This is a genomic window from Massilia sp. UMI-21 (genome assembly GCA_015277795.1).
Classification (GTDB): Bacteria; Pseudomonadota; Gammaproteobacteria; order Burkholderiales; family Burkholderiaceae_D; genus Telluria.
The window spans coordinates 2,571,003-2,591,672 of record CP063848.1 but is presented as its reverse complement, the minus strand read 5'-3'; the positions used below and the strand labels follow the sequence as shown (position 1 = coordinate 2,591,672).

General features: G+C 68.4%; 21 protein-coding genes. 3 read left to right on the top strand and 18 right to left on the bottom strand.

Annotated elements, in window-relative coordinates; translation table 11 throughout:
• Positions 1–23: 23 nt before the first annotated feature.
• The 16 genes from IM543_11600 to tadA all read right to left on the bottom strand — a co-directional run bounded on the left by IM543_11600 (position 24) and on the right by tadA (position 16,398).
• The gene (locus IM543_11600) at positions 24–1,232 is read right to left on the bottom strand and encodes a tetratricopeptide repeat protein (GenBank protein QOY96402.1); all 1,209 of its coding nucleotides are present in this window, start codon (positions 1,230–1,232) and stop codon (positions 24–26) included.
• Positions 1,229–2,119, bottom strand: coding sequence for an AAA family ATPase (locus IM543_11595; protein ID QOY96401.1), 891 nt, complete (start codon positions 2,117–2,119; stop codon positions 1,229–1,231). Before IM543_11595 ends, IM543_11600 begins: the two co-directional genes overlap by 4 nt.
• Positions 2,119–3,903: a pilus (MSHA type) biogenesis protein MshL gene (gene mshL / locus IM543_11590; GenBank protein ID QOY96400.1), complete on the bottom strand. Its 1,785-nt coding sequence runs from the start codon at positions 3,901–3,903 to the stop codon at positions 2,119–2,121. Before mshL ends, IM543_11595 begins: the two co-directional genes overlap by 1 nt.
• A gap of 10 nt (positions 3,904–3,913) precedes the next feature.
• Positions 3,914–4,252, bottom strand: a complete 339-nt coding sequence (locus IM543_11585; protein QOY96638.1) for a hypothetical protein — start codon at positions 4,250–4,252, stop codon at positions 3,914–3,916.
• Between the two features lie 32 nt (positions 4,253–4,284).
• Complete coding sequence (locus IM543_11580) at positions 4,285–5,007, bottom strand: hypothetical protein (protein ID QOY96399.1); 723 nt, start codon at positions 5,005–5,007, stop codon at positions 4,285–4,287.
• Positions 5,004–5,651, bottom strand: coding sequence for a PilN domain-containing protein (locus tag IM543_11575; protein QOY96637.1), 648 nt, complete (start codon positions 5,649–5,651; stop codon positions 5,004–5,006). The genes IM543_11580 and IM543_11575 overlap by 4 nt, the downstream gene beginning before the upstream one ends.
• 14 nt (positions 5,652–5,665) lie before the next feature.
• A complete protein-coding gene (locus IM543_11570; GenBank protein QOY96398.1) occupies positions 5,666–6,601 on the bottom strand; it encodes an agglutinin biogenesis protein MshI in 936 nt (311 codons plus the stop codon).
• 143 nt (positions 6,602–6,744) lie between these two features.
• Positions 6,745–9,867, bottom strand: coding sequence for a hypothetical protein (locus IM543_11565; GenBank protein ID QOY96397.1), 3,123 nt, complete (start codon positions 9,865–9,867; stop codon positions 6,745–6,747).
• On the bottom strand, positions 9,864–10,325 hold the full coding sequence (locus tag IM543_11560) for a pilus assembly PilX N-terminal domain-containing protein (protein QOY96396.1): 462 nt from the start codon (positions 10,323–10,325) through the stop codon (positions 9,864–9,866). Before IM543_11560 ends, IM543_11565 begins: the two co-directional genes overlap by 4 nt.
• On the bottom strand, positions 10,322–11,236 hold the full coding sequence (locus IM543_11555) for a prepilin-type N-terminal cleavage/methylation domain-containing protein (protein QOY96395.1): 915 nt from the start codon (positions 11,234–11,236) through the stop codon (positions 10,322–10,324). Before IM543_11555 ends, IM543_11560 begins: the two co-directional genes overlap by 4 nt.
• Positions 11,233–11,826, bottom strand: a complete 594-nt coding sequence (locus IM543_11550; protein ID QOY96394.1) for a type II secretion system protein — start codon at positions 11,824–11,826, stop codon at positions 11,233–11,235. Before IM543_11550 ends, IM543_11555 begins: the two co-directional genes overlap by 4 nt.
• Entirely contained in the window at positions 11,816–12,415 is a 600-nt protein-coding gene (locus IM543_11545) for a type II secretion system protein (protein QOY96393.1), read from the bottom strand. The genes IM543_11550 and IM543_11545 overlap by 11 nt, the downstream gene beginning before the upstream one ends.
• Before the next feature lie 25 nt (positions 12,416–12,440).
• A complete protein-coding gene (locus IM543_11540) occupies positions 12,441–12,902 on the bottom strand; it encodes a type II secretion system protein (GenBank protein ID QOY96392.1) in 462 nt (153 codons plus the stop codon).
• 42 nt (positions 12,903–12,944) lie between these two features.
• Positions 12,945–13,454: a hypothetical protein gene (locus tag IM543_11535; GenBank protein ID QOY96391.1), complete on the bottom strand. Its 510-nt coding sequence runs from the start codon at positions 13,452–13,454 to the stop codon at positions 12,945–12,947.
• A gap of 2 nt (positions 13,455–13,456) precedes the next feature.
• The gene (locus IM543_11530; GenBank protein QOY96390.1) at positions 13,457–14,695 is read right to left on the bottom strand and encodes a type II secretion system F family protein; all 1,239 of its coding nucleotides are present in this window, start codon (positions 14,693–14,695) and stop codon (positions 13,457–13,459) included.
• Entirely contained in the window at positions 14,695–16,398 is a 1,704-nt protein-coding gene (gene tadA, locus IM543_11525) for a Flp pilus assembly complex ATPase component TadA (GenBank protein ID QOY96389.1), read from the bottom strand. Before tadA ends, IM543_11530 begins: the two co-directional genes overlap by 1 nt.
• A gap of 202 nt (positions 16,399–16,600) precedes the next feature.
• Here tadA and IM543_11520 point away from each other — a divergent pair, with 202 nt between their 5' ends.
• The 3 genes from IM543_11520 (at position 16,601) to IM543_11510 (ending at position 19,706) form a co-directional block, all read left to right on the top strand.
• Entirely contained in the window at positions 16,601–17,278 is a 678-nt protein-coding gene (locus IM543_11520; GenBank protein QOY96636.1) for a histidine phosphatase family protein, read from the top strand.
• A gap of 97 nt (positions 17,279–17,375) precedes the next feature.
• Positions 17,376–18,443: a phosphotransferase gene (locus tag IM543_11515; GenBank protein ID QOY96388.1), complete on the top strand. Its 1,068-nt coding sequence runs from the start codon at positions 17,376–17,378 to the stop codon at positions 18,441–18,443.
• A 36-nt stretch (positions 18,444–18,479) separates the two neighbouring features.
• A complete protein-coding gene (locus IM543_11510) occupies positions 18,480–19,706 on the top strand; it encodes an acyl-CoA dehydrogenase family protein (GenBank protein QOY96387.1) in 1,227 nt (408 codons plus the stop codon).
• A gap of 40 nt (positions 19,707–19,746) precedes the next feature.
• Here IM543_11510 and IM543_11505 read toward each other — a convergent pair whose 3' ends face one another.
• Positions 19,747–20,205 carry a MaoC family dehydratase gene (locus IM543_11505; GenBank protein QOY96386.1) on the bottom strand — a complete coding sequence of 153 codons (459 nt, stop codon included), beginning with the start codon at positions 20,203–20,205 and terminating at the stop codon, positions 19,747–19,749.
• Positions 20,198–20,665 (bottom strand): MaoC family dehydratase, encoded by a 468-nt coding sequence (locus IM543_11500; GenBank protein QOY96385.1) that lies wholly within the window; start codon positions 20,663–20,665, stop codon positions 20,198–20,200. The genes IM543_11505 and IM543_11500 overlap by 8 nt, the downstream gene beginning before the upstream one ends.
• Positions 20,666–20,670 lie beyond the last annotated feature (5 nt).

The following is a 20,670-nucleotide window of genomic DNA, read 5'->3' as shown; positions in this document are numbered from 1 at the left end:
CCCGCCGCGGACGCATCATCGCATCATCGCGCCAGCTGCTTGAGCTTGCGCTCGACGAAGCCCTGCAAGTCCGCGGACAGGCTGCCGCTGTCGAGCGCCCGCTGGTAGGCCGCGGCCGCTTCCTGCGAACGCTTCTCGGCTTGCAGGGAAATGCCCAGGCCCATCCACCACACCCCGTTCCGGGGCGCGAGCCGCAGCGCCGCCAGGTACTGCTCGACCGCTTCGCCGTGACGCTCCTCGCGCTGCAGCGCGCCGGCCAGGAAACCGCGGTAGTCGGCATTGCCCGACGCATACGGCAAGCTGCGCAGCAGGGTGTCCAGGCCCGGACTGCCACGCTCGAGCTGCAGGCGGGCCAACAGCATGGCCATCGCAGGTTGGGCCGGATCCAGCGCGAGCGCGGCGCCCAGTTGCCGGATTGCCTCATCCGGACGCTTCGCTTCGATCAACAGGCTGACCAGGGTCTGGCGCGCGCTTTCGTGACGCGGGTTGGCGCGCAGGGCCTGCTCCAGGCCGGCGATCGCCTCGCTCACCCGGCCGTCGTCGAGGCTGGCGAGCGCGCGCCGGTAGGCGTTGTCGGCACGCTGCACATCGGTCACGCTGCGTCCCTTCGCCGGCTTGCCGGCCGCCGGCGTTGCGGCGACCTTGGGCTGGACCTTGGGCTGGACCTTGGGCTGGACCTTGGGCTGGACCTGGGGCTGGACCCTGGGCGCAGGCGCGCGGGCGGGCCGGCGCGCCGGTTCGGCCGCTGCGGTGCGCGCGGTGAGCGGCGCAGTGATCGGTGCGGTGAGCGGCGCAGTGAGCGGCTCTGCCAGCGGCTCGGACTCGGCCGCAAGCTGCGGCGCGGGCGGCGGCGCGGACGGTGTCTGCGCCGCGTCCGGCTGCGTGGCCGCTTCCTCGGAAAGGGCTGGCGCCGGCGCTGGCGCAAGCACGGGCGCCTGCGCGGCCGCGGGCGTCTCAAGCGTTTGCGGCGCGCCCGCCAGTCCTCCGCCGGCAATGCTCACCGGTACTTCGGCTGGCGCAGCCGGGGCCGGGGCCGGACCCCGCTCCATCTTCCACGCCAGGTAGCCGGCCCCACCCAGCATCACGGCCAGCGCGCCGAGCAGGCCAGCGCGCAGCCACGGGAAGGCGCGCTCCGGCGGCGGCACCGGTTTGATTTCGGGCGACACCGCGGCCGGACCGGGCTGGCCGCCGCGCGCGTCGAGGTCCTGCAGCATCTTGTTGATGAGGCTCATCGTACGAAGGCCCACGCCATGCCGGCCACGGCGCCCGCCAGCGCGCCTCCGACCGCCAACCCGGGCCACATGCGCCGCTTCGCACCGACCGTATCCAGCGCCGCAGTGATGACATGGGCGCTGCTCACCTGCTGCTTGCCCTGCCCGAAGGCCAGCATCAGCGACTTGTGCGCCAGGATGTTCACCAGGCGCGGCACCCCGCCGCTGCTCTTGTACAGCCGCCGGATCGCGGCGTGCGAGAACAGCCGCGCGCCGCTGAAGCCGGCCACGCGCAGGCGGTGCGCCACGTAGTAATCCAGGTCGTCGCGGCCGAGCGGCCCCAGGTGATAGTGAAAGGTAATGCGCTGGGCCAGCTGACGGATCTGCTCGAGCGCCAGCTTGCGGTTCAGTTCCGGCTGTCCGAACAGCACGATCTGCAGCAGCTTGCGCTTCTCGGTTTCCAGGTTGGTCAGCAGGCGCAGCGCCTCCAGGCTTTCCACCGGAATCGCCTGCGCCTCGTCCAGGCACAACACGACCTGCAGGCCGCGCCCGGCGAGCTCGAGCAGACGATGGTTGATCGCCTTGAGCAGCTGGTGCTGGTCGACATCGCGTTCGAGTTCGACTTCCAGCTCGTCGGCCAGGGCCAGCATCAGGGTACGCGGCTCCAGGTAGGGATTCGGGATGTAGGCGGTGACGACACCCTCGCCGAGGGTCGCCATGAACTTGCGGCACAGCAGCGTCTTGCCGGTGCCGACTTCGCCGGTGATCTTGATGAAGCCTTCGCCGCCGCGCGCCGCCACCAGCAGGGTGTTGAGCGCCTCCTGCGAGCGCGGACTACCGAAGAAGAAGCTGGTGTCCGGCGTGATCCCGAACGGCAGTTCGCGCAGGCCGAAATGTGCCGCGTACATTACCTGCGCTCCGAGCGCGTGATGCCCTGCCCCGCCGGGTTCAGGCGATCGATGCGGCGCGTGGTGTCGAGCAGGTCCTGGCTCCAGTCGTTGGCGCCCTCGACGATCGTCGGCTTGATCAGCACCACCAGTTCGCGCTTCTGGTTGACCCGGTTCTTGTTGCGGAACAGGGCCCCCAGCACCGGCAGCCTGTCGGCGCCGGGCAGCTGGTCGGTGTCGCCGCTCGAGGCCTGGCGCATCAGGCCGCCGATCGCGACCACGCGGCCGTTCTGCCCGCGCACGATGCTGTCCAGTTCCGACGTGCTCGATGCCGCCAGGGGCAGGTTCAGGGTGCCGGCGCTGCCCAGGTCGACGCCCTTGTTCACGGTCGTCACCTGGCTCACCGACGGGTGCACGTGCAGCAGGATGTTGCCCTTGTCGTCGATCTGCGGCGTCACGTCCAGCACCACGCCCGAGAAGAAGGGCTGCAGGGTGACGCTCGGCGTGATGGTGTTGCCGGTCGTGGTGCTGTTGGTGGTGGTGGTCACGCCGGTGACGAAGAACTCGTCGGTACCGATCTTGAGCACGGCCTTCTGGTTGTTCACCGCCGCGATGCGCGGGCTGGACAGCACGTGGACCGTGCCCTGCGACTCCAGGAAGGAAATCAGGGCCGCGAAGTTATTGGTCTGGAAGGCGAAACCGAACAGCGATCCGGCCGCCGTGGCGGCCTGCGACAGCGAGAATCCGGTGCTGGCCTGCAGGCCGCTGCCGTTGGCGATGACGGCCGGCTGCCCGCCTTCGTACGGCAGCGGCGCCAGGTTGGCGCCCGGCGAGATCATGCCGCCCGAGACGCGATTGGCGTGCGAACTGCGGAACGAAGCGAACGTGGCCCAGTTGATGCCGCTCTGGAAGCGGTCGTTCAGCTCGACCTCCAGGATCTTCGCCTCCAGGATGACCTGGCGGTCCACCGACAGTTGGGTCGCCTTCAGGTACATGTCGACATTGCGCAGCTCGTCGGGCATGGCGCGGATCACCAGCACGCCGGACTGCGGGCTGACCACCACGCTGCGCCCGCCCTCCTTCGAGCCGACGATGGCGTCGATCGCGGCCTTCAGGTCGGCCCAGAAATCGTTCAGCGAGGTCGTGCTGACGTCGGTGCTCTCCAGCTGTACCGCGTTGCCGCCGTTCTGGTTGCCGCCGTTGTTCGGCCCGTTCTGGTTGTTCTGGACGTTCTGGTTGTTCTGGTTGTTGCCGTCGTTGCCATTGCGGTTGGCGTCGGCCACCGACGTCGAGCTCACGCGCAGGTTCGAGCTGCCGCGACGCTGGGCCGTCAGGTAGTTCACATGAAACATCCGCGTCTGCATCGTCAAGGGACGAATCGTGATGCGGGCGCCGTCGATCTTGTAGTCGTAGCCGTACATTTCCTTGACCGCTTCGAGGGTCTCGGCCAGGGTCACGTCCTTCAGGTTGGCGCTGATGCTGCCGCTGACCTCGGGGTGCACCAGCATGTTGTAGCGGGTGCCGGCCACGATCGAGCGGAAGAACTGCTGCGCCGGGACGTTGTTGAACGACACATTGAAGCGTTCCTCGAGCGCCGGCCGGGCCTTGGGCAGCTGGGTGGCCAGGGCGCTCGCCGGCGGCAGCAAGGCCTTGGCGACGGCGTCGTCCAGCGCCGGGGCCGCAGCCGGCTGGCTGTTGGCGTTTGCCAGTTCGCGCCCGATCGCGTCATAGGTGTCGGTGTTGCGGGCGGTCTGGCAAGCGGCCAGCAGCATGGCAAAGGCAGGGATCAGGAAGGATGTCCGCATGGTGTCTCCGTCAGTTGGCGCGCGCGATGCCGCTGCCCGCCGGTTCGGCCGGCGCCGGTTCCAGGCGCAGCACCTGGCGCTCGCGTCCGCGTACCAGCACGACCTCGGACGGGCGCATGCGCGCCACGCGCGCGCCCTTGAACATGTCGCCGAGGCGGACGGTCTCGCCATCGATCACGGCCACCTGGCGTCCACCCGCGCGCGGCGCGATCAGTACCGATTGCAGGCGCGGCAAGCCATCTCCGGCGCTGCCGGTCGCATCGAGCGGGGCGCCCAGCGACGCCGGCGGGCGGGTCGGATCGGGCAATGCCTGCGCGAAGGCGGGCCGGGCGAAGGGCGTGGTCAGCATCAGGGCTGCCAGGGCGGTTGCGGTCAGTGTCTTCACAGCTTCATCCAATTCCGGTCCAGGCTCAGGGTGTAGAGCGTCAGCGTCAGGCGGGAGGCCGGATATTCCTCCACCTCGAGTTGCGCCTTGCCCCAGAACAGCCGGGTCGGCATCGCTTCGAGCGCGCTCATGTAGTCGACCATGTCGAGATAGTTGCCGCGCACGGTGACTTCGACACCGTGGCGATACAGCAGGTCGGCCGCTTTGCCGGCAGCGGCCGGCGGCAGGCTGCCGGAATCGGCCGGCGCCACCGCGGCGGCGGCGGGGTCCGGCGGCGCTCCGGCGCCCTGGCCGGCGACGGTCTCCACCGGCAGGGTACGCATCGATACCAGTTGCAGGCGGCCGTTGGCGCGCAGGATCGCATCGACCAGCGGCGCCATGCGCTCCGGTGCGACCAGGCCGTCCTGCATCGCCAGCAAGGCGTCGCCGATGGTCGCCGACTCCTGCTCGACCCGCGCCAGGCGCGCGCGCGCGGCCGCATCCGGATCGACCTGGTAGGCCGCGACCTTGGCCACGATCTCGGCGTCGATGCCCATCATGTCGTTGCGTTGCTGGAGGATCTGTTCGAGCAGCGCTTCCTGCTCGCGGTAGATCGGCGCAAGCGCCAGCTGGTAGCCGGCAAAGGCGCACACCGCCACCGCCGCGGCAAACCCCAGCGCCTGTTCGCGCAGGGTCAGCGCGTCGATACGCGCGGCAAGCTGACGCAGGCGCTGCTTCATGGCTGCGGCGCCTCCGCCACGGACTGCAGGCTGAACTCGACGTAGGGCGCCGGCGCGGGCAGCGCCTTGCCGTCGGCGCCGGTCACCTGGACCGGCTCGGCCTGGCCGATCTGCAGGCTTGCAAAGGACTTGCCCTGCATCAGCGGCTCCTGGGTCAGGCGATTGATATAGGCGGGCACCAGCTTCGGATCGAGCGTCCGACCCCTGATGCCGATATTGCTGCCGGCGACCGTCACGCCGGTCAGCCACAGGCCGGGCACACCCTGGCGCGCCAGGGCCCGGAAGTAGCCGGCGTAACCATTGACGTCGCCCAGCTCGCCACGCTCGAGTACGCCGGATACGTGGCGCAGGGCGGCCAGGCGCACGTCGGCCTGCGCGATCTCGGCGTCCAGCTCCGCGCTCTTGGTACGCGGGGCGAACTCGGTAGTCACCGTCGCCAGGCGCGCCTGCTTGCGCGCCAGGCTGTCGGCCCCGGACTCGGCCTCTTGCCGCATGCGGGTGGTGCGCATGTCCAGGCCGACGGCCAGCACCGCCATCCCGGCCGCCAGCACCAGCAGGGCAAGGCCCATCATCGGCGCGCTCAGCAACTTCTTCTGGGGTTGGAAGGCCGGGTTGAACAGGTTGATCTGCTGCGGCGGCGGCATCGTCGACAGGTCGCTCATGCGCTCCGCTCCGTCCGCAATGCCGCGCCGAGGGCCAGGAAGAAACGCTGCTGCAGCGCCTTGTCGGCCAGCTCGGGCGTGCGTGCCAGGTCGAACACCGTGCCCAGGTCGAGGCTGTCGACCGGCATGTAGAGGTTACTCGAGAGATATTCCTCCAGGCCCTCGACGGTCGATGGCGCCAGGACCAGCTTCGACACGCTGACAAAGGAAAACTGGCGCTCGAAGTGATCCAGCGAACGCTGCAATTCCAGGGTGATGCGGTCGAAGCCCGCGTGCTTGCGCTCGTGGTCGGTATCGAGCAGCTGGTCGAGGGTGAGATCGAACCGGCGCGACAGGTAGAGCTGGCCGCGGTACGAGACCGTCAGCAAGCCGCCGTCGTCGCCGAACGAGAGCATGGCGACGCCGCGCCCTTCCGGTTCGAGCATGGCCGAGATGTTGCGTTGGGCCATTTCGGGGATATCGATCACCTGCAGCTCGACCTTGGCGTCGAGGAACAGCTTCTGGCGCGGGCGGATCACGCTATTGCGCGCGGCGACGGCGAATACCGACTGCTGGGCGCGTCCTTGCGCGGCGGCGTCCAGCGGGATGTCGAGCACGTCGACCGTGGCATCGGTCACCGGGAAATCGAGAATGTCTTTCAGGCGCCACTTGATCGCCGTACGCAGTTCTTCCTGCGGCACATTGGGCGCCTCGACACTGATCACCTGGTACTCGCCGCCACCGAGCAGGGTCGCGCAGCGATACTGCTCGGCATGGCCCTCGCGTCCGGCCTTTTCCAGCACGCCGGCATCGGGCTGCCCCGGAAGGAAATGCGCAAAGCGGACCAGCGGCTTGTCCTGGCCGGGCTTGACGCACGCGGCAGCCAGTCCATCGCGCTGCACGGCAATGGCCAACCACCCATCCTTCTTCTTGGCTTTTCTAAAAAAACGCATCAAGCAGCATCAGTCCTGTCGTCGCGGCAACGAAAATCATGCAAAGACTTGATTATATTCAAGAGTTGCCCAGCTGGACCAAAAAAAGGCGGGGCAAACGATGAAAATGCGGCTTTTATCGCGCTTCGAATCGGATTCTGTTGTCAGTACATCTCACGGACATAGATCACGGGGCTGCGGTAAGCGCCGATCGTGACCTGGCCGAAGGTGCTCGGCAGCCAGTCGACTCCCACCAGCCGGATCCGCACCCGCCCGGATTGCCCCGCCCCCACCGGCGCCAGCACCAGGCGCGCAGCCCCGTCGCTCAGTGCCAGCGGGCCGGCGCCGGCCGCCTTGACCACTGCCGTATTGCAGTTGTCGGGCGCCACCGCGCCCTTCAGGAGGAGCGTATTGCGGCAGTCGGTGAACCGGGCCTGGCCGGCGTCCAGCAGGCTGGCATGCGAGAACGCGGTATTGTTTTCCCAGTTGCGTCCGTTCCAGTACTGCGCCTGCAGCGGTACCGGCGTGCGCAGCAGTTCCGACCCGATCAGGCTCGCGATCGACAGGCGGCCGTTGACGACCATGACGCCGCCCTCCTCCGACTGCGTCGCGTCGCTTTGCACGGTGCTGATCGTGAGCGGGCTTCCCAGGCGATTGTCCGGGGCGGTGGCGCGCAGGTAAACGGCGGTCGGCGCCAGCCAGGCGCTGCGGGCGGCGCCGGCGTCGTACGGCGTTCCCAGGCCGAACTTCATGGACCGGGTGCTGGCATTGGCGGCGCTGCCCACGGCGGCCGCCAGTCCCGGCGTGATCCGCCCGGCGAACGGGGCGCCGGTGCCGGGGGCGTCCACCGCCGCCAGCGTCAGTGCCGGCACCAGCGACGGGAAGCGGGTGTGGTCGAAGTTGGCGAGCCTGCGGCCGCTTTCATCGTGCGCGGCAACGGTGACGTCGAAGGGCTGGTTCGCGTACACCGCTCCCTTCACCTTGGCCAGTCCGACGATCGGACAGTTCATCCGCGTCAGGCAGGGGAAGCCGGCCAGGTCGCCGTCTTCCGGCCCCGGGCCGGTATAGGTCGAGAAATAGGCCGGATAGACGCGCCCCACCGTTTGGGTGCCGACTGCGCCGGCGCTCGCCCCCAGGTAAAGGCCGTCCTCGAGGCCGACCGTCAGGGCGAAGCTGCCGATGTCGCTCCAGTAGAACGCGTTGCCGGTGTAGGCGCCGCGGTCCGGATAGCTGCCTTCCAGCGGCGGGTTCTCGGCGGCCGTGGCGGTGCCGGCCGGCGTATCGATGCGGGCGATGCTGTTGACCAGCAGCGCGCGGCGCCCACCCTCTTCCCGGCCGAAGTTCGGCACGGCGTGACGATCCCGCACCCCGGCCGCGTTGGTGTACACGGCCGACAGCGCCTCGACCCCGATCGTGAACCTCTCGCCGGCGCGCACGAAGCCCTGCTGCGCCAGGCCGACCGCGCCCGGGTTGGCCTGGCCCTGGGCGTTCCGGATGGTCAGGCGGAACGACTCGGGCACCGAGACGAACTGCACGAAGTCGACGATGCCGGTGTCGGTCCGCGCGTACAGCTTGATCGCGCCCACGTCGCCGTAGCGGAAACTGAGCTTCATCGAGATCTCGTTCGGGGCGAAGTTGGCATTGACGCGCTTCCAGGCCGAGGTCGAGGTGCCGACCGTGGCGTCGTTCCCGCACAGCGCAAGCTCGACGCCGCCGTAATACGCCTTGATCTTGTCGTCGGCGTAGCTGGACGGATTGACGCAGCCGAGCGCCAGGTCGAGTTTCACGGTCGACGACTGCGAGCTGCTCAAGGCCTTGGCCTTGTTGGCGCCATCGACGGTGGTCAGGAAGATCGTCGCCGTGCTCCCGGCCACCACCGGGCCGGCGAACAGCGGACAGATGCCTGGGCCGGGGCCGGGCGCCACCAATTCCCCGGCGCCGCATGCGCGCTCCGTGTATTCGTACGAGATCCCTCCCGCGCCGCCGACGGTCGCCGTATCGCTGGCCTGGTCGTTGGCGGTGGCGGGATCGTTATTCCCCGTCACGGTCACCGTGGTCGTCTTGCTGCCGCTTGCGCCGGAGGCCACCACCGCATTCAGGGTCAGCACCGCCTTGCCGCCCTTGTTGATGGCGCCGGTGTAGGTGCAGGTCGCGCTGCCGCCCGAGCCGCTGCAATTCCAGTTGGCGCCACTGAACGAGGCGTAGGACATCCCGCTCGGCAAGCTCAGGGTGAGCCTGGTCGGACCCGGTTCGACGCCAGGCCCATTGTTCGTGACCGTCACGGTGTAGCTGGCGGACGAGTTGGCGCGCAATTCGTTATTGCGCACCAGCGCGACCGACAGGTCGGCCGCCGGCGAACTGGGCACGGCCAGCACCGCCGTGTTGAGCAGCACCAGGTCGCCCCCGGTACGAAACACGGCCGCGACCGAGCTCAGTCCCGCCGGCCAGCCGGTGAGGCTGTAGGTGTCGTAATCGATGCCCTTGGAATACAGGTCGGCATTGACGCTGCTCCTGGAGTTGAAATTATTGCCTGAGGGTGCATAGACGGACTGGTTCAGCGCCACGTTATGGAAGCTCAGCGACTCGCCGCCTTGCGCGATGTCCGAGTCACCTTCCCAGACCAGGTGGCCGAACCTGCCCACGGCCGACGGCGTGACATTCGGCGGCACCTCGAAGTTGCTCATGACGAGCCGCTGCTCGCTGTTGAGCAAGGCGCGGAAACCCTCGTAGAGGTTGAGGGTGCGGTAGATCTCGTCGCGATGCGAGTACACCACCACCAGCGCGAAGCCGCCCAGCACGGCGCTGCGGCTGCACCAGGGATTGCCTGTCGCGACCTGCAGGCCCGAGAATCGATAGGTCCCCGCGCCCTTGTCTCTGACCTGCGCGGTGACGTCGGCGGCGACCGAGAAATAGTCGAAGCCGCCGCCGATCGTGGCCGAGGTGTAGCTGCGGCCGGCGTCGCCCGTCACCGCCCTGCCGTTCATGATGACCGAACTGTCCGTCGCCCCCGACCCGGCCCAGTACAGGTGCGCCGACACCACCGTCGCATCCGTCGGCAGGCTCAGGCTGGCGCTCTGGGTCACGTTGTCCGCACTCACCGCGCAAGGACTCGCGTTCGAGGCGCGGTCGCGGATGGTGACCTGGGTCCCGGCGAAATTCACATTGCCCGAAAAGCTCTTGTACAGGTAGACCGGGGTGTCGGCCGAGGCCCGGGGCGCCGCGCCCAGGGTCGAGATAAGCGTCGCGATCAGGGTCGCCGCGAGCGCCGGGCGGGCAAGCAGCCTCATAGCAGCACCTCCAGCCGGCGCCGCACGAAATCGGGGCCGCCGCCCAGGGCGGCGCTGGTGCAGACGCCGCCGACCGGCGCGTTGCAGGCGACCGCCACGATGCGCCAGCGCGTGGTGTTCGCAGTGCTGCCGGCGGCATCAAGCGGTCCGTCGACCTGGGTGCAGGTGACGCTCACCGTGAAGCGCGCCAGCGCGCTGTCGGCCGGCAGCGCGAAGCTCTGGTTCGGGCAGGCATTGTTGCGCAGGCGCTGGTACAAGCCCCATTCGATACCGGCCCGCGCGGCCTGGTAGGCGCGCGCGCCGTCCAGGTCCAGGCTGGAGCTGGCCTGCTGTACGCTGGAGATGCGGACGGCGGCCACGGCCAGGCCCGCCAGCACGACCAGCAGGAAGATGGCGGTGACGAGTCCGACACCGGCACAACGGCGCACACGGCGCGGATGGAATGGGTTGGTCTTCATGGCGTATTGTCGACATGCACCTGGTGTACCAGGCGCAACACGCTGTTCACGCCGCCGCTGCGCACGCGCAGCGGCAGGTTCAGGACGATCAGGCCGCTGCGCCGGCTGGCGTCGCTTCCGTACTGGAAGATGCCGCCGCAGGCATCCACGCGGGTGGCGATACTCGCCTGGCGCGCGCCGCCCTGGGGCGGCGCGGATTGCAGCGCGGCGATCGGGTAATCCCAGTGGCGCACCAGCGCCAGGCCGCCGTCGGCCATGGGCGCGCAACGGTAGGTCACCGGCGTGGTCACCACCTGGAAGCGCCGGCCCGGCGAGGGCATGGGCACCGACTGGCGCGCGAAGGGGTTGTCCTCGAGCGTCACCAGGGGAATGTCCGGGTTGCCCAGGTCGACCCCGCTCACGCGGGCGATGTTGATGTCGAAGCCATTGGCGGCGTCGATCCCGCCCCGGTAGCGATAGGCGTCCGAGGGCGGGATGCCCTCCCCCAGGTTGTACACCACGATGTAGTTCCCGACCTGGATCGGCTGCATGGTGCCGCCGATGACCGCGAACTGGCGCTGGCCGGGGTCGTCGAAGTCGAGCGGCGGCAGGCCGGGCACGTCGTCCTCGACCGCGAGGTAGCGCCCCCCGGTCGAGGTGAGCAGGAATTCGATGGCGCTGCCGTCGCCGCTGACGCGGACGCTGTTGGGCAGGGCCAGGCGCAGGTCGCGCGCGATGCGGCGCAGCGCCAGGTCGGCTTCGTCCGAGGCCGCCGCGCGCTCCGCGCTGTCGACGTAGCCCTGGACCGGCGCGCGGATGAACACGGCGACGATGGCGCCGATGATGCCGATGATGACGATCACCAGGATCGCCTCGACCAGCGTGAAGCCGCCTGCGCGGCGGGCCCGGGTCGGCGCGCGCAGCGGCATCATGGGAAATTCGGCGCGTAGCGCGTGCGGTAGCCGTCGAGCACCACGGCCTCGCCGCCGTAGCGCACTTCGACCCGGATGCGCAGCGCGTCGGCGTCGGCCGCGCCGGCGTTGGGAACGGCGATGCCGCCGAGCGCTTGCGGCGTCACCGTGACCGTGGCGCTGTAGCCGCCCAGGTTCATCGGCGTGCCGTTGGCGTCGGCCAGCCGGCCCTGGGCGTCGTTGAAGCTGTTCGCGGCCTTGCCGGCTGCGCTCACGTAGTCGTTGATGTTGTCGTAGGGGCGGCTGCCTCCCGCCTCCGGCCCCCAGTTCTCGGGCACGTCGCATTCGGCGCTGCCCGTCACCGTGTCGTCGCCGGCCCGGCCGGCGCTGGGGTCGCAGAACGTGAAACGCGCCAGGCGGACTTCCTCGAGCAGGCCTTCGGCGATCATCAGGGCCTGCTTGCGGCGCAGCGGGTCCGCACTTGCCTTGGTGGTGAGGCTGAGGACACCGATGATGCCGGCCAGCGCCACCCCGACGATCAGGATGAACATGATCAGTTCGATCAGGGTCAGGCCGGACTGGCGTCCGGCGCGCGGCGGCCTAGCGTACATAGCCGGTTTCCGGCTCGACCGACACGCTGTGGCGCTCGCCCTGGCCGGTGACGGTCATGGCGAGGCCGCCGAAGCTGCCGCTGGTGGCGATTGGACGCCCGAGGGCGTCGAAACCGAATTCGGTCATCGGGACCGACAGCGAGATCTGCACGCCATCGGGCAGGCCGAGGCAGTACCAGCGCTCGTCGCCGCACCGGGTGGCGGACGCCGGGTCGCCCACGTTGCCGCCGGGGGCGACGACGCGGCCGAGGAGAGGACAGCCGCCGTGCGGCTGCGTGGCGCACAGCGCGACGCGCTGGCCGCCGAGCAGGACGTAGACCGGGGAATTGCGCGCGATGGCCAGCTTCTGGCCGTAGCGCAGCAGCGCCCGGGTCTGGTCGGCGAAGGCGGCGGCGTCGAAGCCGCCGCGGTCGAAGAAGCGCCCCGCCGCGATGGCGCCGAGGATGCCGATGAGGACCATCACGATGACCAGTTCGACCATCGTGAAGCCGCGCGCCCGGCGTGCCGGACGCGAGCGGAATCGGTTCGAAAGGAGGATCAAACGGGCTCGATCGGGATTTCGCCGGGCATGACGCGGTGGGACAGCCATGCCGTTGGCAACTAGCTGGCCAGGATTACTCGCACTTGGTCACGTCGAGCTTGACGAGCGGCGCCACGGCGGCGGTCGCGGGCGTGTAGGTCACCTTGCAGGTCTGCCTTGCCGCGGTCGGGATCTTGAGCGGGGAAATCGTCAGCACACCACCTGCGGTGCTGATGGTGTAGTCCTCCGCCTTCAGGCCGGCGGCAGTGGCGAAGGCGGCCGATGCGCTCGGATAGCCGTTGGTGATGGCGACGGTGGTGCCTTCGACCTTGATGCTGTTCACGCTCGAATCCAGCAGCCACTTGGCATGGAAGACCGCCGCCGAGGAATTGAGCGAACCCTGGGCGGCCTTGAGCGACGCGGCGCGCGCATCGGCGCCGAGGCTGGCGAACTTCGGCAGCGCGGTAGCGGCCAGGATGCCCAGGATGACGATCACGACGATCAGTTCGATCAGGGTGAAGCCGCCCTGCGCGCTTTTGCTGGAATAATTTTTCATGTAGTTCTCTCCGAAGAAATGGCGCGGGTTCGGCCCGCAGTCTCAAGGTTGGGTTCCGGCCCCGACTTCGTCGATGACCAGGGCCCCGTGGTATCCGCTCCGCGCATCGCTGGCGGCCGGGTTATTTGAACGGGACAATTCTACCTTGAACTTCAGCAATTTAGATGTCCCAGAAGAAAAAGTGTCGCTACTTAACAAATAATTGACGGTGCGATCGGTCCGGTCGAAAAACCAGCCGCCGCGGCGCAGCGTCGCCAGGTCCGGCGAGCTGTACTCGCCGAGATAGTTGGCGGGCAGCCTGGCGAGCCAGGTCATCGGATTCTGTTGCGCCAGGGCCTCGAGCGCCTCTTGCCCCTCGGTCATGCCGAGTTGCGTCGCGCGCGCCGCCAGCGCGGTGCGCAAAGCCCCGACCACGTGGTAGGCAAGGGTGCGCTCCGATGCCGTGCGCCACTCGAGCAGCCGGCCCAGCAGCATACCCGCCAACAATGCGACCACGACGGCGCACACGGCAAATTCGAAGCGGGTCGCCCCACGGGCGCGGGCCGGCAGCATCCTCAGCCTCCGTGCAGGGCAGCCTTGCCCAGGTCCCAGATCGGCAGGAAGATGCCGAGCGCCAGCACCAGCACCATCACGCCCAGGAAGGTGATCAGGATCGGTTCGATCTGGCTCGACAGCGTCTTGAGCTCGTAGTCGACCTCGCGCTCGTACATCTGCGCGATCTCGTCCATCAGCTCGTCGAGCGAGCCGGATTCCTCGCCTACCGCGATCATCTGCAGCACGATCGGGGTGAACACATTGGCGGCGGTCGAGGTGCGCAGGATGCTCTCGCCGCGTTCCACGCCGTCGCGCATGCCTTCGATGCGCGCGCTCAGGTAGGCGTTGTCGGCGGTCTGCGAGACCACCGTCAGCGCCTGCACGATCGGCACCCCGCTGCGGGTCGAGAGCGCGAAACTGCGCGCGAAGCGCGCCATGGTCGCCTTGTGGATGATCTTGCCCGCGATCGGCAGACGCAGTTTATGCCTGTCCCAGGCCATCCTTCCCCCGGGCGTGCCGACCCAGGCGCGAAAGCCGAACACGGCCCCTAGCGCCATGGCCAGCATGGCGGGCCAGTAGGCGACCGTGAAGTTCGAGCTCGCCAGCAGGAGCCGGGTCATCAAGGGCAGCTCGGCATTGAAGGTCTTGAACACCGAGGCGAACTGGGGAATCACGAACACGTTGACGATGACCATGGCGATCGCCATCGCGATCACCACGAAGCTCGGATAGCGCAGCGCGGTCTTGACCCGCTCGCGCATGTCGCGGTCGAACTCGAGGTGGTCGAACAAGCGCAGGAAGACCTCTTCCAGGCGGCCGGTCATCTCCCCCACCCTCACCATCGACAGGTAGAAGGTGTTGAAGACCTTCGGATGGCGCCCCATCGCGCTCGACAGCTCGCGGCCGGCGTCGAGCGACTCGCGCAGGTCCTTGATCACCTTGCCGAAGGATTTGTTGATGCTCGATTCCTGCAGGCCGGCCAGGCCGCGCATGATCGGCACCCCGGACTTGAGCAGGGTATAGATCTGGCGGCTGAACAGCTGCACGTCGATCGAGGTGATCTTCTTTTCGTTCAGGCGCGCCAGCAGTCCATCGGCGCCTTCTTTCGCGCCCGGTCCCTTGCGGCTGGGGTTGATCTCGACCGGCGTGGCGCCGCTGCCGAACAGCTGGTCGGCGATGGCGCCGCTGTCGGCGCCTTCCAGGATGCCCTGCAGCAGTTCGCCGGCGGCGTTGCGCGCCTTGTAGGAAAAATAGGGCATCAGTCGTCTTGCTGGTTGCTGATCCGCATCGCCTCGGCGATGGTGGTACGGCCCTGCACCGCCAGGCTCACGCCGTGCCGGCGCAAGGTCTCGCCGCCCATCTCGGCGTGCGCCACCTTCAGGAAGTGGGCCGGGTCCGGATGGTTGGCGGCATCGGTGACGGCGCGCGTCATCTCGAGCAGCTCGTAGACGCCGGTACGGCCGCGGAAACCGGTGCCGTTACAGTGCGAGCAGCCCTTTCCGTGGAAGAACGGGGTGCTGGCCGCATGCTCGCCCAGCTCGGCGCGCAGCCAGTTCACCTCGGCCGGCGTCGGCCGGCAGGGCGTGGCGCAGCTTTCGCAGATCACGCGCACCAGGCGCTGGGCCAGCACCGCCTGCAGCGAACCGCCCACCATGTAGCGCGGCACCCCCATGTCCATCAGGCGCAGCGGGGTCGAGGCGGCGTCGTTGGTGTGCAGGGTCGACAGCACCAGGTGGCCGGTCATCGCGGCGCGCAGGCCGATCTGGGCGGTTTCCTGGTCGCGCATCTCGCCGACCAGCACGATGTCCGGGTCCTGGCGCAGCGCGGAGCGCAGCACGCGCGCGAACGAGAGCTCGATCTTGTCGTTCACCTGCACCTGGTTGATGCCTTTCAGGCGGTATTCGACCGGGTCCTCGACCGTGATCAGCTTCTTCTCGACCGAGTTCAGCTCGGCCAGCGCGCTGTACAGGGTGGTGGTCTTGCCGCTGCCGGTGGGGCCGGTCACCAGCACCAGGCCGTTCGGCCGCTGCACCAGGGCGCGGAAGCGCTCGACGATGCGGGGCGGCATGCCGATCGCGTCCAGGCGCAGCGTGGTGCCGCCCTGGTTCAGCAGACGCATGACCACCGACTCGCCGTACTGGGTCGGCATGGTCGAGATACGCACGTCGATGCGCTGGTTGCGCACCTTGACCGCGAAGCGGCCGTCCTGCGGCAGGCGCTTCTCGGAGATGTCGAGATCGGCCATGAGCTTGAGGCGCAGCGCCAGCGGGGTGGCCACCTTGATGTCGGCCTCGGTCTGCAGGTGCAGCACGCCGTCGATCCGGAAGCGGATCTGCAGGCGCCCGTCCTGCGGCTCGATGTGGATGTCCGAGGCGCGCACCTGGGCCGCGTCGTCGAACACCGACTGCAGCAGCTTGACGATCGGCGCCTCTTCCAGGCCGGGGTTGGCGGCCAGCGCCCCGAAGTCGATCGAGGTGTCGCCCAGGTCCTGCTCGACCTCGCGCGCGAAATCGGTGATCTGGTCGGTGCGGCGGTAGATGCGGTCGATCGCGCCCAGAACCTCGGTCTCGTTGACCACCGCCAGCTCGACGGTCTTCTTGAGCAGGCGCGCGATCTCGTCGTAGCCGAACAGGTCGGTCGGGTCGGAGACCCCCACCAGCAGGGTCTCGCGGCGATCTTCCAGCACCAGCGCGCGGAAGCGCCGCGCGGCGGTTTCCGGCAGCAGGCGCACCAGCTCGGCGTTGATGTTGTAGAACTTGAGGTTGATGTACGGAATGTTCATCTGGCGCGCCAGCGCGCCGGAAATCTGCTCTTCGGTGACGAAGCCGCTTTCGACGAACACCCGCCCCAGCTTGCGCCCGGTGCGCTTCTGGTCCGCCAGCGCCTGGTTCAGCTGCTCTTCCGACAGCAGCTTCTGCTGGATCAGCACCTCGCCCAGACGAATTTTTTCCGGCCTTGCCATGAACATCCCTTTTTTTTATCTTGCAACGAACATTTTATGCCAGATCAGCCGGAAATTGACTGCTGGAATTAACTGCCAGAGGGCAAAGTGTCGCCGTTTCGCCTCGCCGGCATGGCATCGCGTGTAAGATGGCCAACAAAACCGAGGAGGAGTCCCGATGGATGCAAGCCACCCGGGGGCGCTGCGCCGCCGCATCTACCTGATGCGGCACGGCAGCGTCACCTATTTCGACGACGCCGGCCGCCCTTTCCTGCCCGAGTCGGTGGCCCTGAACCCGGCCGGCCAGGCCCAGGCCGATTGCGCCGGCCACGCCTTTCGCGCGGCCGGGGTGCGCTTCGACCGCGTCATCACCTCGACCCTGCCGCGCACGGTGGAGACCGCGCGCCGGGTGCTGGCCGCGAGCGGCCAGGACATCGCCAGCGAGGCATGGCCGGAACTGCATGAAATCCGCGGCGGGCGCCTGTCCGCCATTCCGGTGCAGGACCTGCGGCGCGCCTTCACCGGCGCCTTCGAAGGCATGGTCGACGAAGACCAGCGCTTCCTGGGCGGCGAATCGGTCGGCGACATGATGGACCGGGTCCATCCGGCCATCGCACGCCTGCGCGCCGCGAGCGACTGGGAGACCGTGCTGCTGGTGCTGCACGGCGGCGTCAACTGCGCGATCCTGTCGCTGGCGCTGGCCGGGCAAAGCCGTGGGCGGCGCCCGTTCCTGGGCGGCCTGTCGCAGGCCGCGGGCTGCATCAACGCGCTCGACGTGGGGACGGCGCCGCACGACTGGGTGGTGCGCTTCGTCAACTATGTACCGCCCGGCCCGCTGCAGCCCGAGGCCCGCGCCACCACCATGGAACAGCTGTTCGACCAATACCGGCGGGGACGCTGAGACCGATGCGTCCGCCGGACGCCCTCACCCGCAAAGAAATAGCACGCTCGTGCGTTTGCGGTCTAGAATAGACGATCAACATCATCAGGGAGACGCGATGTACGAAGAAATGATGGGCACCAAGGAGGTGTCGGAACGCCAGCGCTTCGACACCGAAGCCCTGGGCGCCTGGCTCGCCGCAAACGTCGAGGGCTACCCCAGCGGCCCGCTCGCCGTCGAGCAGTTCAAGGGCGGCCAGTCCAACCCGACCTTCCGCCTGAGCGTGGGGGGCAGCCGTTACGTCCTGCGCACCAAGCCCGGCCCGGCCGCGAAACTGCTGCCCTCGGCCCATGCCATCGACCGCGAGTTCCGCGTCATGTCGGCGCTGCACGGCGCCGGCTTCCCGGTGCCGCGCCAGTACGCCCTGTGCCTGGACGAGGCCATCATCGGCCGCGCCTTCTACGTAATGGAATGCGTCGAGGGCCGGGTGCTGTGGGACCAGTCGCTGCCCGGCATGTCGCCGCAGGAGCGCGCCGCCATCTACGACGAGCAGAACCGCGTGATCGCGCGGCTGCACACGATCGACCATGCGCGCATCGGGCTGGGCGACTACGGCAAGCCGGGCAATTACTTTGCCCGCCAGATCGAGCGCTGGACCAGGCAGTACCAGGCTTCCGTCACCGAACCGATCCCGGAAATGGAGCGCCTGATCGAGTGGCTGCCGCAGCACATCCCGCCCGGCGACGACACCGCCATCGTGCATGGCGACTACCGCCTGGACAACATGATCTTCCACCCCACCGAGCCGCGCATCCTGGCGGTGCTGGACTGGGAGCTGTCGACCCTCGGCCATCCGGCCGCCGATTTTTCCTACCACTGCATGAGCTGGCACATTCCGCCGGGGCGCTTCCGCGGCATCGCCGGCCTGGACCTGGCCGCGCTCGGCATTCCGTCGATGGAGGAATACGTGGCGCGCTATGGCGAACGCACCGGCAGGCATATCCCGCTGGAAGACTTCGACTTCTACCTGGCCTACAACATGTTCCGCCTGGCCGGCATCATGCAGGGAATCATGAAGCGCTACGTCGACGGCACCGCCGCGAGCGCGCAAGCCCTGGAGAACGGCAAGGCGGCGCGGCCGATGGCCGAGATGGCCTGGCAGTTCGCTACCCGCAGCCGCGCTTGATCCTGTCTCCCACCACCCGCACAACAAGGATACCCCATGGATTTCGCCTATTCGGAGCGCTGCCAGGAACTGCAGGCGCGCCTGCTCGCCTTCATGGCCGATCACATCTACCCCAACGAACACGCGTTCGAGCAAGAGATCGCGGCCAATGCGCGCGAGCGCGGAACCCGCTGGCTGCCGCTCGAACTGATCGAAGGCCTCAAGCCGCTGGCGCGCGAGGCCGGCCTGTGGAATTTGTTCCTGCCGCGCTCGCGCCGCGCGCCGGAAGGCCTGTCGAACCTGGATTACGCGCCGCTGTGCGAGATCATGGGCCGGGTGCCCTGGGCGCCTGAGGTGTTCAACTGCTCGGCGCCCGACACCGGCAACATGGAGACGCTGGAGCGCTACGCTTCGGAAGACATCAAGCGCGACTGGCTCGAGCCGCTGCTGCGCGGCGAGATCCGCTCGGCCTTCGCCATGACCGAACCGGAGGTCGCCTCCTCGGACGCGACCAACATCGCCACCCGCATCGAGCGCGACGGCGACGACTACCTCATCAACGGCCGCAAGTGGTGGATTTCCGGCGCCGGCGACCCGCGCTGCAAGGTTTTCATCGTGATGGGCAAGACCGATCCGCAAGCCGCGCGCCACCAGCAGCAATCGATGATCGTGGTGCCGGCAGACACCCCGGGCATCACGATCGTGCGCCCGTTGCCGGTGTTCGGCTACGACGACGCGCCGCACGGCCACTGCGAGATCCTGTTCGAGAATGTGCGGGTGCCGGCGGCCAATCTGCTGCTGGGTGAAGGACGCGGCTTCGAGATCGCCCAGGGCCGCCTGGGACCGGGCCGCATCCACCATTGCATGCGCGCGATCGGCGTGGCCGAGCGCGCGCTGGAACTGATGTGCCGGCGGCTGGAAAGCCGCGTCGCCTTCGGCCGCAAGCTGTCCGAGCAGGGCGTCTGGCGCGAACGCATCGCCGAAAGCCGCATCCGGATCGACACCGCGCGCCTGCTGACCCTGAAAACCGCCTACATGATGGACACGGTCGGGAACAAGGTGGCGCAGGCCGAGATCGCGATGATCAAGGTGCTGGCCCCGACCGTGGCCCAGGACGTGCTGGACTGGGCGATCCAGGCCCACGGCGCGGCCGGGGTGTCGGACGCATTCCCGCTGGCCTACCAGTGGGCCGCCAACCGTACGCTGCGCCTGGCGGACGGTCCGGACGAGGTGCACCGCAATGCACTGGCCAAGCTGGAACTGGCCAAGTACGCATCGCGTTGAAACGTAGGGTGGTCGGCAGCGCCGACCACCCGACAAAAACTCAGGCGTAGGCGCGCACCAGGAATTCAGCCGCACACACCGGCTTGCCGTCTCCCCCTTCCGGCTCGACGCTCACATTCCATGTGAGCTGCACCCCGCCAGCGATCGGATCGCAGGCCGCCAGCGTCCAGCGTCCGCGCACCCGCCTGCCGGCCGGCAGCGGCCCCGGGAAACGCACCCGGTTCAGCCCATAGTTCAGCCCCATGCGCATGCCGTCGATGCGCAGCGCGCTCTCCAGCATCGCGGGCAGCAGCGACAGGGTCAGGAAGCCGTGCGCCACCGGCGCCCCGAAGGGCGATTCGCGTGCGCAGCGCTGCGGGTCGACGTGGATCCACTGCCGGTCTTCGGTGGCCTCGGCAAAGGCATCGATGCGCTCCTGGCCGACGGCGAACCAGTCCGAGATTGCCACCTCGGTCCCGACCAGCCGCGGCAGCTCGGCGAATGCGATCTGTTCAGGCATCGAGGCCTCCCGCGGGACGCTTCCCGAACATGCCCATGCCCTCGATGGTGCAGATGTCCTGGCCGTGCTGGTTGATGGCGATCCAGGTCGACCACACGACGCCGCGGTCGGGCTTGGAGTTCGAGGCCTTGACCGCGGTGGTGAGGTAGCGCACCCGGATGGTGTCGCCGGCGCGCAGCGGCAGCAGCCAGCGCACGCCGTCCAGGCCGGGCGAACCCATGCTCGACGCCGAGCACATCATCCCATCGACCACCATGCGCATCATCAGGCTGCAGGTGTGCCAGCCGCTGGCGATCACCCCGCCATAGATCGAGGGGCCGGCGGCCTCGCGGTCGACGTGAAAGGGCTGCGGGTCGAACTGCCGCGCGAAGGCGATGATCTCCTCCTCGCTCACCGTGCGCTCGCCCAGGTCGATCTCCTGGCCCGGGTGAAAATCTTCGAAATACCAATGACGCGTCATGTTCG

Excerpts from the sequence above, each read along its gene's own strand:
- IM543_11600 (QOY96402.1), bottom strand. The coding sequence starts at position 1,232 with ATGAGCCTCATCAACAAGATGCTGCAGGACCTCGACGCGCGCGGCGGC.
- IM543_11595 (QOY96401.1), bottom strand. The coding sequence starts at position 2,119 with ATGTACGCGGCACATTTCGGCCTGCGCGAACTGCCGTTCGGGATCACG.
- mshL (QOY96400.1), bottom strand. The coding sequence starts at position 3,903 with ATGCGGACATCCTTCCTGATCCCTGCCTTTGCCATGCTGCTGGCCGCT.
- IM543_11585 (QOY96638.1), bottom strand. The coding sequence starts at position 4,252 with ATGCTGACCACGCCCTTCGCCCGGCCCGCCTTCGCGCAGGCATTGCCC.
- IM543_11580 (QOY96399.1), bottom strand. The coding sequence starts at position 5,007 with ATGAAGCAGCGCCTGCGTCAGCTTGCCGCGCGTATCGACGCGCTGACC.
- IM543_11575 (QOY96637.1), bottom strand. The coding sequence starts at position 5,651 with ATGCCGCCGCCGCAGCAGATCAACCTGTTCAACCCGGCCTTCCAACCC.
- IM543_11570 (QOY96398.1), bottom strand. The coding sequence starts at position 6,601 with ATGCGTTTTTTTAGAAAAGCCAAGAAGAAGGATGGGTGGTTGGCCATT.
- IM543_11565 (QOY96397.1), bottom strand. The coding sequence starts at position 9,867 with ATGAGGCTGCTTGCCCGCCCGGCGCTCGCGGCGACCCTGATCGCGACG.
- IM543_11560 (QOY96396.1), bottom strand. The coding sequence starts at position 10,325 with ATGAAGACCAACCCATTCCATCCGCGCCGTGTGCGCCGTTGTGCCGGT.
- IM543_11555 (QOY96395.1), bottom strand. The coding sequence starts at position 11,236 with ATGATGCCGCTGCGCGCGCCGACCCGGGCCCGCCGCGCAGGCGGCTTC.
- IM543_11550 (QOY96394.1), bottom strand. The coding sequence starts at position 11,826 with ATGTACGCTAGGCCGCCGCGCGCCGGACGCCAGTCCGGCCTGACCCTG.
- IM543_11545 (QOY96393.1), bottom strand. The coding sequence starts at position 12,415 with ATGGCTGTCCCACCGCGTCATGCCCGGCGAAATCCCGATCGAGCCCGT.
- IM543_11540 (QOY96392.1), bottom strand. The coding sequence starts at position 12,902 with ATGAAAAATTATTCCAGCAAAAGCGCGCAGGGCGGCTTCACCCTGATC.
- IM543_11535 (QOY96391.1), bottom strand. The coding sequence starts at position 13,454 with ATGCTGCCGGCCCGCGCCCGTGGGGCGACCCGCTTCGAATTTGCCGTG.
- IM543_11530 (QOY96390.1), bottom strand. The coding sequence starts at position 14,695 with ATGCCCTATTTTTCCTACAAGGCGCGCAACGCCGCCGGCGAACTGCTG.
- tadA (QOY96389.1), bottom strand. The coding sequence starts at position 16,398 with ATGGCAAGGCCGGAAAAAATTCGTCTGGGCGAGGTGCTGATCCAGCAG.
- IM543_11520 (QOY96636.1), top strand. The coding sequence starts at position 16,601 with ATGCGGCACGGCAGCGTCACCTATTTCGACGACGCCGGCCGCCCTTTC.
- IM543_11515 (QOY96388.1), top strand. The coding sequence starts at position 17,376 with ATGTACGAAGAAATGATGGGCACCAAGGAGGTGTCGGAACGCCAGCGC.
- IM543_11510 (QOY96387.1), top strand. The coding sequence starts at position 18,480 with ATGGATTTCGCCTATTCGGAGCGCTGCCAGGAACTGCAGGCGCGCCTG.
- IM543_11505 (QOY96386.1), bottom strand. The coding sequence starts at position 20,205 with ATGCCTGAACAGATCGCATTCGCCGAGCTGCCGCGGCTGGTCGGGACC.
- IM543_11500 (QOY96385.1), bottom strand. The coding sequence starts at position 20,665 with ATGACGCGTCATTGGTATTTCGAAGATTTTCACCCGGGCCAGGAGATC.